The organism is Mycobacterium sp., from assembly GCF_049683935.1.
Classification (GTDB): domain Bacteria; phylum Actinomycetota; class Actinomycetes; order Mycobacteriales; family Mycobacteriaceae; genus Mycobacterium.
In genome coordinates, this window is record NZ_JBAUJR010000259.1 from 1 (window position 1) to 12,242 (window position 12,242).

Sequence of the window (12,242 nt, forward strand, 5' to 3'; positions counted from 1 at the left end):
ATCGTCATCCGGGGTTCGCCACCCTGGCCGGTCCTCGGGAACGGCACCGGCATCGCGGGCGTGCCGGGCTGGCCGACCTGCGGGTCGCTGCGCTGGGACGGTAGCAGCACGTTCGGGTCCAGTCCCAGATCGGAGAAGGCCACGTCGATGAACGGCTGAAGGAACTGCCCCGGCAGCAGATTGGAGATGTAGTTCTTGAAGAACGGACCCGAAGAGACCGACTCGCCCAACGACAGTGAGTACTGGTTCAACAGGTTGAGCGACTTCTGCAGGCGTTCTTTGCGGTTGTCCAGGATCGTCAGCACCCCGTTGAGCTTGTCCAGCGCCGGTTTCATCGTTTCGCGGTTCTCGCCGATGAAGCCTTGAAGTTGTTGGCTGAGAGCGGAGATGCTGCCGGAGATCTGATCCAGCGCCGCGCTCTGGCTCTGCAGTTCGGCCAGCAGCGCATTGGTGTTGGAGACGAGGCTGACCACCTGATCGCTGCGTTCGGCCAGCACGGTGGTGGCCTTGTTCGCATTTTCGAGGAGGCCGCGCAGTTCCGCGTCGCGCTCGTTGAGGGTGTCTGAGAACCGCGCCACCCCCTCCACCGCGATCTTCAACTGCGGTGGTGTGTCGGCGAACGTCGCCGAGAGCACCCGGAGCGAATCGGAGAGCTGATCGGTGTTGAGGCCGCTGATCGTGGTCGCGAGATCACCGAGGGCGTCGGGGAGTTGGTAGGGCGAGGTGGTGCGGGCGAGCGGGATGGTGCCGTCCTGTTGGCCGTCACCGCGCGCGACGACCTCCAGGATCTTGGTCCCGAGCAGGCCCTTGGTCTTGATCGCCGCCTCGGTCCGGTCGCCGAGCCGGATGTCCTTGTCGACCGTGAACGTCACCAGCACCTGGGGTCCGTCCAGCTCGATGGACTTGACCTGGCCGACCTTGAAGCCCGAAACCTGTACGGCCGCATCGGTGGTCAGGCCGCCGGCCTCGGCGAAGTTGGCGGTGTACTCGCGGCCCTGCTCGACGAACGGCAGGCGGTCGTAGTTGACCGCCCCGAGCACGATCGCCGCGGTGGCGCCGAGTCCGACGGCACCGATCACGAATTGGTTGCGCTCACTGAAGGGCTTCATCGCGGTGCGCACCTCCCGGTGTCCTGGCCGGCCACCTTCACATACACCGGTTGTCCGCCCTTGCCGTTGAGCTTGAGCACGAGGTCGCACAGGTAGAAGCTGAAGAAGTCACCGTAGATGCCCTGCCGCGCCAGCGCCTGGTAGGCATCCGGCAGCGTGTTGAGGAGGTTGTCGAAGTAGTCGGCGTCCGCGACGACGATCCCGGCGGTTCGGTCGGTCTCGTTGACCACCTTCTGCAGAGGCGGACGGGCCTCGGACAACAGGTCGGCGATGGTGCCCGCCGCGGCGTTGGTGTAGGCCAGCCCGCTGCTGATCTCCTCGCCCCGGGATTCCAGCCCCTCCACCAGTTCCGAGAGTGAGTCGACCGCCTTGCCGAACTGGTCGCTCTGATCACCCAGCGACCCGAGCACCGTGTTCAGGTTGATGATGACGTCACCGATCAACTGGTCGCGGTCGGCCAGCGTGCTCGTCAGGGCGGCGGTCTGCGCCAGGAACGAGTTGATGGTGCCGCCCTGGCCCTGCAGAGCCGTGATGAGCTGACCGGACAGCGCGTTGATCTGTTCGGGATCCAGCGCCTGGAACAGAGGCCGGAAGCCACCGATCAGGGCGTCCAGGTCCAGTGCCGGTGAGGTGAGGGCCAGCGGAATGGTGTCCCCCGGATTGAGCCTCTCTACCCCGCCCGCGCCTTCCTCCAGGGCCAGATAGCGGCCGCCGATCAGATCGTCGTAGCGGATGACAGCTCGGTTGCCCTGCGTGAGAACCACCGAATCGTCGGCGGAGAACTCGACCAGCGCGGTGGTGTCCGGCTGGATCTCCACCTTCGTGACCTTGCCGACCTCGACACCGGCAATCCGGACGAAATCGTTGGTCTCCAACCCGGTCACGTTCACGAACTCGGCGCGGTACTGATGGGACTTCTCGCCGAAGCGCATCTGCCCGAACACCGCGAACAGAGCGAACACACCGAGCAGGCACACAGCCAGGAACACCCCGAGACGCACTGCGTCTCCGCGGATATTCGCTGTCATCGGTTACCTCTCATGATGGTTGGTCTGTTCCGGTCATGGCACTGGGTAGTGGGGCGGTAGAGGTGCGGGCTGTCCGGGCAAGGCCGGAACCGGGGGCGGGACCTGTTGCCAGGGAACGGCCGTAGGTTGCAGCTGCGCAGGATTCGGAACCACGAACGGCTCGCTACCCGGCGTCGGTCCCGGATCCCGCGGAACCCCCGGCGGGGGCGCCGGTGGCAGACCCGGCCACAGCGGCGTGCCATCGGGTGCGTACAGCTGCGCACCATAGGCCGGGGCGCCGGGGTACGGGATCGGTCCGATGGCAGGCCCGCCGAACAGGTTGCGGATGCTCGGTGGCTCCGGGACCGCACGGGTCACCGGCAGATAGTTGGCGTAGATCGGGAAGGAGATGCCCGGGTTGGGACGCCAGTCCAGTCCGCTGCCGAAGCCGGTGTTGGTGACGAGATTGCGTACCGGCCAGTTCTTCGAGACGTCGGGCAGCGAGCCACAGCCGGGCTTGCCGCCCGGGCCACCCTTGGCGCCGATGATCGGCAGATGCCGCGGATAGTTGTAGGGGTCGTCGCCCAGGGCCAACCCGGCATCGAGCACCAGCGAGCGGCCGTTGCCGCCGGGGCTTTCGTAACCACCGTTGTCGAGGAGGTGCTTGGCGCCCAACAGCAGGCAGGTGTACGACGGGTTGTACTTGTAGAGCAGGTTCGTCGTCGGCTCCAGCACGTTGATGGCCTTGATCAGGTTGGCCTGGTTCGGCGCCAGCAGGCTGATACCGCTGTTGGACAGCCCGATCGTGGACAGCAGCAACGCATCCAGCTCCTGGGACTGGTTCACCACGGTGGTGCTGGTTGTGCTCGCCGCGTCCAGCGTCGTCAGGATGTCCTGCGCGGCCGAACTGAACGTCTCGTTGAAGGACGTCAGCGCCCGGAGGTCGGATGTGATGGTTTCGTTGCGCGGGTTCAGAGCGAGCAGAACCTCATTGGCATCGGTGGTGGCTTGGCCGATGCGCTCGCCCTGACCGCGGACGCCGTCTGCCAGAGCCGACAGGGTGCTGTTGAGCTTGGCGGCATCAACCTGATCGAGCACCGCGACCAGGTTCTGGAACACGGTGTTGACCTCGGTGGTCACGTTCCGCGACTGCAGTACCTGGCCCGCCTCGAGGCGGCCGGTGGGGTTGTCGGGGAACACCAGATCAACGAACTTGGCGCCGAAGATCGTGGTCGCGCGGATCTGCGCCTCGACGTTGGACGGGATGAATTCCAGCTTGTCCGGGTCGATCTCGAGGCGCAACGCGACCGGGGGGTTCTCCTGCCCCGTCACGCCGATGCCGGAGACCCGGCCCACCTGCACGCCGCGAAGTTTGACCTTCGCGTTGGTCTCCATGACCAGGCCCGCCCGGTCGGAGGTCAAGGTCACGGGGACCGTGGATTTCAGCGTCCCGGTGAACAGTGCATACGTCAGCCACACAGCCACGGCGAGCACCGCCACCAGGATGAGCGTCCACCACCCGGGATGCAGACCTTCTTCGTCCATACCTCAGCCCGCCAGGTTGAAGTTGCCGGATTGCCCGTACACCGCAAGCGAGATCATCACCAGCACGAAGGCCGACACGATCAACGACGTGCGCACCGCACGCCCGACGGCCTCGCCGACCCCCGCGGGCCCGCCGCGCGCCGTGAAACCGTAGTAGGTGTGCACCAGCATGATCACCACTGCCAACGCCACGCACTGGATCAGTGACCAGAAGAGATCGACCGGATTCAGGAACGTTCGGAAGTAGTGGTCGTAGACGCCGCTCGACTGTCCGTAGAGGACCGTCGTGCCGAATCGTGCCGCCCAGAACGACGCGAGCACGCCGACGCAGTACAGCGGAATGACCACGAGCAGACCGGCAATGACCCTGGTGGAGGCCAGGTAGGCGACGCTACGGATACCCATCACCTCGAGCGCGTCGATCTCCTCGTTGATCCGCATCGCACCGAGTTGCGCGGTGGCACCCGCGCCGATGGTCGCCGACAGCGCCACCGCCGTCGTCGCCGGCGCGATCAAACGCACGTTGAAGAACGCCGAGGCGAAGCCGGTCAGTGCCTCGACGCCGATTTCAGCGAAGTCGGTGTAGCCCTGCACCGCCACCAGCGCCCCGGTGGTCACGGTGAGGAATCCGACGATCGCGACCGTGCCGCCGATGACGATCAACGCCCCTGCACCCAAACCCATCTGGGCGATCAGCCGGAGTAGTTCGACGCGGTAGTGCGTGATGGCCACGTGGATCGACCGCAGCGTCCGGCCGTAGAACTTGGCCTGAACGCCCACGCTGTTCCATGGATCCGCCACGGACCGGAACCGGGCTTTGAGCCACGGGAACTGAGAATGGGGCCGCGAAACCGTCACATCGTCACCTTTACCGCGACCGCCGTGGCAACGATGTTGATGGCGAACAGCGCCATGAAGGTGAATACCACGGTCTCGTTGACCGCGTTGCCGACGCCGGCCGGTCCGCCGCCCACCGAAATACCCTTGTAGCAAGCGATGAGGCCGGCCGAAAGCCCGAACAGCGCGGCCTTCACCAGTGCGATGAAGACGTCGGTGGCGCCGATGATCAGCGTCAGGCCGGAGGCGAAAGCGCCCGGGGAGACGTTCTGGATGTACACGGTGAAGAAGTAGGCGCCGGCCAATCCGACGAGAATGACCGTGGCCGACAGGGCCAACGACACCAGCATCGCCGCGAGCACCCGCGGAACGACAAGAGCCTGAATGGGATTGATACCCATCACCCGCAGCGCATCGAGTTCCTCGCGGATCGTGCGCGCACCCAGGTCGGCACACATCGCCGTGGCGCCTGCCCCCGCGACCACGAGCACCGTGACGATCGGGCCGATCTGGCGCACGGTGCCCAGGGCCGCGCCGGTTCCGGAGAAGTCCGCCGCACCGAACTCCCGCAGCAGGATGTTGAACGTGAAGGTCAGCAGCACCGTGTACGGGATGGTCAGCATCAACGTCGGCAGGATGGATACCCGTGCGACGAACCAGGACTGGGAGATGAACTCGCGCCACGCGAACGGCGGCCTGAACATCGCCACGAACGTATCGAGCGCCATCGAGAAGAATCCGCCGACTGCCCGGACGGGTTTGGCGACAACGCTAGAAGCGACCATCTAACGGGTCCTTCCTCGTGTACACCTCACCGCCATCGGCCGCTGCCCCCTCCAACGAAGCCTGCGCTCAGTCAGTTCGGCTGACGTTACACATGTGAGGACGCTGGGGAACCGTATATCAACAAAAATTGACGCGGCAACAGGAGACCACTTCCGCACCGCACCGGGGTGATCTCGGCGTCCGGGGTCCAGCACCCCCGGCCGGCGAACAGGCAGCTCAGGGCCGGTGCCGACGGTACCGGCGCCGCTTCGCGGGCAACGGCCACCGGCCTGCGACCACCGCCTCGAGGTCCGCGATCACGCTCTTTCGCATGCCGAACATGGCCTTGGCCACCGCCTCGGCGGGGGCGGGATCAGGGTCGCCGGCCAGTTCATCGAGCCGGTCGGGGACGATCTGCCAGCGCAGCCTGAACCCGTCCTCGAGCCGACCGCACTGCGATTCCTGACCTCCGTCGACCGCTACCCGTCGAGGACGAACGCCGCCGACACGATCCCTCCGGGGGTTCCCGGCCCGGCGTCGGTGTCGTCGGTGTAGCGGTCGACCCTCCCGACCGCCGAGTCGGAAAATCAGACGGGAGCGACCGCACCGACCGCCCGCAGCGCAAAGTCCAGCACCTTGGCCTGTGTCTGCTTGAGGTGCTGGAGGTCGTCGGGGGTCTCGTTGTTCAGCGCCCGGCTGACCACGGCACCGATCGCCTCGGCGTCACAATCCGGATCGGTGATCGGGAACGAGCCGTCGTCGCGACCCCGGCGCAGGATCGTGGCAAGGGAGCGCTCGCGGTCGCACCGCGCACGGTCACGAGTCTCCTGATACCCCTTGGCCATTCGCACCTCTTCGGAGTCGACCACGCTCAGGTGCGCCTGCTGCTCGGGTTCCACCATCAGGTCGAACATCTCACCGATCCAGGCCGCGAGTTGGTTGGCGGGGGTGCCGACGGCCGCTGTGGAGATCCGCTCCACCCGCGCGGCCACCTTTTCGCATTCCTCCTGCAGCAGCGCCAGGAACAACTCGTCTTTGGAACTGAAGTGACGGTAGAACGCCCGTGTCGAGACCTCGGCGCTGCGCAGGATGGCCGACACCGGGATCGGACCGGAGTGCGGCTCGGAAAGGCAGCGGTGCGCGGCCTCGATGATCCTGCGACGATCGTCGTCGGGATCGGACCAGTTCTGCACGAGCGTAAATACTAGGGACTCGGTGGCCGTCCGGTACCCGAGACAGCCGGAAATGCCCCGCTGGGTAACGTGACATCCCTGGGGCCAGCCGAGAGGACGCCTGTGAGCACAATCCGCAGCGAGCCGACGACCGCGACGTTTCGTGGCTCTGACGACCTGACACTCATCGCCGACGAGTGGAACAACCCCGACGTGACCGCGGGGTTCGACGGGTCCCGCCCGTCGGTACTGATGTTGCACGGCGGTGGCCAGAACCGCTTCTCCTGGAAGAAGACCGGGCAGATCCTGGCCTCCCGCGGCCTGCACGTGGTTGCGCTCGACAGTCGGGGTCACGGGGACAGTGACCGCTCACCGGACGCGAAGTACACCGTGGAGGCGTTGTGCGCGGACACTCGGCGGGTCCTCGAGCAGATCGGCCGCCCGGTGGTTCTCATCGGCGCGAGCATGGGTGGACTGACCGGCATCCTCGCCGCACACGAAGCCGGGCCCGACAGCGTGACGCGACTGATTCTCGTCGACGTGGTGCCGCGTTACGAAAAGGACGGCAGCGCGCGCATCCGCGACTTCATGTTCAGCCACGTCCACGGGTTCGAAACACTGGAGGACGCGGCCGAGGCGGTCGCCGCGTACCTGCCGCACCGGCCGAAGCCGCGCAGCCCCGAGGGATTGAAGAAGAACCTGAGGCACCGCAACGGCCGGTGGTACTGGCACTGGGATCCGGCGTTCCTCACCAAGCCACAGGAGGATCCGTTCGTGCGGGTCGAGTTGCTCGAGCAGGCGGCGATCGAGTTGACCATCCCGATTCTGCTGATTCGCGGCAAGCTCTCCGACGTGGTCAGCGAGGAGGCGGTCGCGGACTTCCTGGAAAAGGTCCCCAACGCCGAGTTCGCCGAATTGTCCGGGGCGGGACACACCGCCGCCGGCGACGACAACGACGCGTTCTCGGATGTGGTCGTCCGATTCGTGTTGCGATGAGAGCTTGCGCGGGCTTCAACTTCTTCGAGCAGACCGAACTGCCCGCTCCCCGGGTGAACGAGCAGCAGGCACAGGAAATCCTGTCCTCCCACTACGGGCTGACTGCTCGGGCGACATCGCTGGGCAGCCAACAGGACAAGAACTTCATCGTCAGCGACGCGCACGGCTCGGCCATCGCGGTGCTCAAGATCGCCAACCCCGCGTTCAGCGCGACCGAACTGCAGGCCCAGGACGACGCCGCACAACTGATCGCCGATGCCGACCCGGGCTTGCGGGTCGCAGTGCCGTTGGCCAACACCGTCGGCGAGAAGTGCACGGCCATCGACGGTCTGGTCGACGGAACGGCCTACGTCCGGCTACTGCGATACCTCCCCGGCGGCACGCTCTCGGAGTCGGGCTACCTCGGTCCGGCCGCTGTAGCGGGCCTCGGGGACGTCGCGGGCAGGGTGAGTCAGGCACTGAGAGACTTCACCCATCCGGGGATGGATCGAATCCTGCAGTGGGACTTGCGCTTCGGCAAGGACGTTGTCGACGAACTCAGCTCCTTCGTCGGCGACCCCACGCTGCGCTCGCGACTGCAGACCGCGACACACGAAGCGTGGTCACGAATCTCCACACTCGACGGCGCGCTGCCCCTGCAGGCCGCACACATCGACCTGACCGACGACAACGTGGTGGTGTCCCGGGACCGCGGGGGACCGCACCCGGACGGGATCATCGACTTCGGCGATCTGTCGCACACCTGGGCGGTGTCCGAATTGGCGATCACGGCTTCGTCGGTTCTGGGACACGTTGGAAATGAACCGACTTCGGTGCTGCCCGCGATCCGGGCCTTCCACGCCGTCCGGCCATTGGCGATGGCCGAGGCGGACGCCTTGTGGCCACTTCTGGTGTTGCGGACCGCTGTGCTGATCGTCAGCGGGGCCCAGCAGGCCACCCTGGATCCCGACAACGAGTACATCACCGAGCAGACCGAGGCCGAGTATCGGATGTTCGACGCAGCCACGTCGATTCCGATCGAGGTGATGAGTTCGGTGATCAAGGCCGACCTGGGACTGTCAGCGCCACCGGTCGCAGTGACGGTGCAGGCACCGCTCATCGCCGTCGACTCGGCGACAGTGGCCACCCTGGACCTGTCCAGCACGTCGGAGGTCTACGACACCGCCGCCGTGCTGTCGACCGAGGTGGAGGCCGACGCGGCCCGCGTCGCACTGCGCAACGGCGCCACGCTCGCCGTCACCCGATTCGGGGAGGCACGGCTCACTCGGGCCCCGCGTCTGAGCCAGGACGTCCCCGACGTCGTCGCCACCGGGATCAGCGTGTGGCTGGCGGCCGACACCACCCTCGCCGCTCCGTGGGACGGGGAGGTGAGCGAGGACGGCACCGGCCGAATCACGCTGCGCAGCAAGGATCTCGAGTTGTCGGTCACTGGGGTGACAGATGCCGCCGACGGCAGCGTCCGCGCCGGGCAGCGCCTGGCGCGGGCGGATGCGAATACCCCCGTCGAGCTTCACGTGCACACCCTCGGCTCACCTGGGGTACCGCCGTTCGTCCCGTCTGACCTGGCGCCAGGCTGGCTGGCCTGCGTCCGCGATCCCCGCCCTCTCCTCGGACTCCCACCCGCCGAGACGGTCGAGGTGTCCGACCTGCTGTCGCGCCGCGACGCGAGCTTCGCGCCGGTGCAGGAGTTCTACTACCGCACCCCACCCCAGTTCGAGCGGGGCCGCCGCCATTTCCTGATGTCGACCGCCGGCCGCAGCTACCTCGACATGGTCAACAACGTCACCGTGCTCGGTCATGCTCATCCCCGGATTGCCGCCACCGCAGCCCGGCAGCTTCGACGTCTCAACACCAACTCACGTTTCAACTACTCGGCGGTGGTCGAGTTCAGTGAACGCCTGGCCGCTCTGCTTCCTGAACCCTTGGACACCGTCTTCCTGGTCAATTCCGGTTCGGAGGCGAGCGATCTGGCGCTTCGACTGGCGACGGCCGCGACCGGACGGCGTGACGTGGTCGCTGTCCGCGAGGCCTATCACGGGTGGACCTACGGCACCGACGCGGTGTCGACGTCGATCGCCGACAACCCGAATGCGCTTGCCACCCGGCCAGATTGGGTGCACACGGTCGAGTCGCCGAACAGTTTCCGGGGGAAGTACCGCGGCACCGACGCGTCCCGGTACGCCGGGGAGGCGGTTGCCGAGATCGAGGCTCTGCGCGCGGCGGGCCGGGCGCCCGCGGCGTTCATCTGCGAGAGCGTGTACGGCAACGCCGGCGGTATGGCGCTGCCCGACGGCTACCTGCAGCAGGTTTATGCAGCCGTCCGCGCCGGCGGGGGCCTGGCGATCTCCGACGAGGTGCAGGTGGGTTATGGGCGCCTCGGTGAGTGGTTCTGGGGATTCCAGCAACAGCAGGCGGTGCCCGACATCGTGTCGGTCGCCAAGTCGACGGGCAACGGATATCCGCTGGGGGCGGTGATCACCAGTCGCGCAGTCGCCGACGCCTTCGCCTCGCAGGGCTATTTCTTCTCGTCGACCGGCGGGAGCCCGCTGTCCTGTGCGATCGGAATGACCGTCCTGGACGTACTGCGTGACGAGCGGTTGCAGGACAACGCACTGCGGGTCGGCGGCCACCTCAAGACCAGGCTTCTGCAGCTGCGGGACAAGCACCCCATCATCGGTACGGTGCACGGCTTCGGCCTCTATCTGGGGGTCGAGATGATCAGGGACACCACCACATTGGAGCCCGCATCCGAGGAAACCTCGGCGATCTGCGATCGAATGCTCGATCTCGGCGTGATCATCCAGCCCACCGGCGACCACGTGAACATCCTGAAGACCAAACCGCCACTGTGCATCGACACCGAGGCGGCCGACTTCTATGTCGACACGCTGGACCGAGTGCTCACCGAAGGCTGGTAGTCGGTGACAGGACTGCAGTTCGCGGCGTACGCACTGGCGGTGGTTGTCATCGGCGAGACCATCGCGCTGGTGGTACTAGCGCTGCGCTTGAAGGCGGCGCAGCAGGAGGCAGAAGAGCTGCGTCGCCGTGTTGATACCCGCCAACTGCTGCTTTCCGGAGGCACCAAGGCCGTCAAGACCGTGTGGGAGACCGCAGGCATCCTGCGCAGAGACGGCTTCGGCGCGGCCGTGCGGTCCTCGATCGAGGAACTCGCCGACTGGGCTGAGGTGGAGCGGCCCGACCTGGCGAGGCTGGCACCCGGCGGCCGAGTGGCGATCATGTTCTCCGACATCGAGGAGTCCACTGCGCTCAACGAACGCATCGGCGATCGAGCCTGGGTCAGGCTGATCGGCAAGCACGACAAATCGGTGCGCCGACACGTCGACGAACACGACGGCTACGTCGTGAAGAGCCAGGGCGACGGATTCATGGTGGCGTTCGCCAAGCCCGAGCAGGCAGTCCGGTGTGCGGTCGACATCCAGCGTTCACTGCGAAAGGACCGCAACGGCATTCGGGTGCGGATCGGTATCCACGTCGGCAAGTCGGTGCTTCGTGGTGACGACCTGTTCGGCCGTAACGTCGCCATGGCGGCCCGGGTTGCCGCAGAAGCCGACGGCGGCGAGATCCTGGTCAGCGAAGCGGTACTCGACGGCTGCGGGGACCTCGCAGACATCGGCTTCGACGACGGTCGGGACGCCGAGCTCAAGGGCTTCGCCGGGACTCAGACCCTGTATGCGGTGGCGCTCTAGCCTCGGTCGTGCCTGTGCTGCCAGCAGATCGGACGTGTCGGACCTGTCTGTGATGATGGTGTCATGTCCTCGGCTGCACCGTGTTTCATCCCGAGCCCGCCCCGGGGGGCGCGGCTGGAGGTGCTGTTCGAGGAACTCTCCGAGCTGGCCGGGCAACGGAATGCGATCGACGGGCGCATCGTCGATATCGTCGCCGAGATCGACCGCGACGGGCTGTGGGCGACCACCGGCGCCAAAACAGTCGCTGCGCTGGCGGCCTGGAAACTGGGCACCTCCCCGCACAACGCCGAGACCCTGGACACCGGCGCCGAACGGGTCGAGACCTTCCCGCGCTGCCTCGACGCGCTGCGTGAGGGCCGGTTCTCCCTCGATCAGGTCGGTGTCATCGCCGAACGCGCCGCCGACGGCTCCGATGACCACTACGCGGTGCTGACCGAGAGCGCCACGGTCTCCCAGTTGCGGATCGCGACCAAGGCCGAACCCCGACCCGAACCCGACCCCTCACCGCAACCCGAAGCCGATTCTGAATTCGATGGTGAACCCGAACCGCAGCCACCGCCCGGACCCGAACGCACGATCAGCAAAACCAGCGACCACACCCACACCACCTACCGGATCCGGCTCCCCCACGCCGAAGCGGCCACCGTCGACGCCGCCCTGGCCTCGCACCTCGACGGGTTGGTCGCCGACTGGAAACACGCTCACGGATCCGGTGAAGACCGTGGCGAACCTGCGTCAGATCAGGCGCCACCGTTTCCGAGCACCATCGATGCGTTCATGAGTCTCATCGAGGCCGGTTGGGACACCGAGGTCGCGCGCCGCCCGCACGGGCAGCGCACCACCGCGGTGATCCACGTCGACGCCGACTCCCACGTCGCCGCCCTGCACCTGGGGCCGCTGCTCTCCGCGGAGGACCGCCGATTCCTGCTCTGCGATGCGACCTGCGAAGTCTGGTTCCAACGCCACGGCCAGGTGATCGGCGCCGGGCGGGCCACCCGCACAGTCAACCGTCGGTTGCGCCGGGCGCTGGAACACCGCGATCGCTGCTGTGTGGTCCCCGGGTGCGGGGCGACCCGCGGGTTGCACGCCCACCACGTGCGGCAC

The 12,242-nt window shown here is 66.7% G+C and carries 10 protein-coding genes and 1 pseudogene; 4 read left to right on the top strand and 7 right to left on the bottom strand.

What is annotated here, in order from left to right; translation table 11 throughout:
- From WA965_RS15050 to WA965_RS15080, 7 genes and pseudogenes are all read right to left on the bottom strand, one after another.
- Positions 1 to 1,109 (bottom strand): MCE family protein (locus WA965_RS15050; protein WP_526447718.1); only part of this gene is annotated, 1,109 nt, incomplete at its 3' end.
- A complete protein-coding gene (locus WA965_RS15055) occupies positions 1,106 to 2,137 on the bottom strand; it encodes a virulence factor Mce family protein (protein ID WP_178358051.1) in 1,032 nt (343 codons plus the stop codon). The genes WA965_RS15050 and WA965_RS15055, both read right to left, overlap by 4 nt.
- A 33-nt stretch (positions 2,138 to 2,170) precedes the next feature.
- Complete coding sequence (locus tag WA965_RS15060) at positions 2,171 to 3,661, bottom strand: MCE family protein (protein ID WP_526447720.1); 1,491 nt, start codon at positions 3,659 to 3,661, stop codon at positions 2,171 to 2,173.
- 3 nt (positions 3,662 to 3,664) lie between these two features.
- Positions 3,665 to 4,519: an MlaE family ABC transporter permease gene (locus WA965_RS15065; protein WP_526296508.1), complete on the bottom strand. Its 855-nt coding sequence runs from the start codon at positions 4,517 to 4,519 to the stop codon at positions 3,665 to 3,667.
- Positions 4,516 to 5,283, bottom strand: coding sequence for an MlaE family ABC transporter permease (locus tag WA965_RS15070; protein WP_178358054.1), 768 nt, complete (start codon positions 5,281 to 5,283; stop codon positions 4,516 to 4,518). Before WA965_RS15070 ends, WA965_RS15065 begins: the two co-directional genes overlap by 4 nt.
- Positions 5,284 to 5,500: 217 nt before the next feature.
- Positions 5,501 to 5,740: pseudogene (locus WA965_RS15075) on the bottom strand (VOC family protein); the annotation flags it as partial.
- Between the two features lie 110 nt (positions 5,741 to 5,850).
- Positions 5,851 to 6,456 (bottom strand): TetR/AcrR family transcriptional regulator, encoded by a 606-nt coding sequence (locus WA965_RS15080; protein ID WP_526296506.1) that lies wholly within the window; start codon positions 6,454 to 6,456, stop codon positions 5,851 to 5,853.
- A gap of 102 nt (positions 6,457 to 6,558) precedes the next feature.
- Between WA965_RS15080 and WA965_RS15085 the strand changes: the two genes are divergently transcribed.
- From WA965_RS15085 to WA965_RS15100, 4 genes are all read left to right on the top strand, one after another.
- Positions 6,559 to 7,431: an alpha/beta fold hydrolase gene (locus WA965_RS15085; RefSeq protein ID WP_526296504.1), complete on the top strand. Its 873-nt coding sequence runs from the start codon at positions 6,559 to 6,561 to the stop codon at positions 7,429 to 7,431.
- Positions 7,428 to 10,349 (top strand): aminotransferase, encoded by a 2,922-nt coding sequence (locus WA965_RS15090; RefSeq protein WP_526296502.1) that lies wholly within the window; start codon positions 7,428 to 7,430, stop codon positions 10,347 to 10,349. Before WA965_RS15085 ends, WA965_RS15090 begins: the two co-directional genes overlap by 4 nt.
- A gap of 3 nt (positions 10,350 to 10,352) precedes the next feature.
- A complete protein-coding gene (locus WA965_RS15095) occupies positions 10,353 to 11,138 on the top strand; it encodes an adenylate/guanylate cyclase domain-containing protein (protein ID WP_526296500.1) in 786 nt (261 codons plus the stop codon).
- Positions 11,139 to 11,201: 63 nt separating this feature from the next.
- Positions 11,202 to 12,242 (top strand): DUF222 domain-containing protein (locus tag WA965_RS15100; protein WP_526447722.1); only part of this gene is annotated, 1,041 nt, incomplete at its 3' end.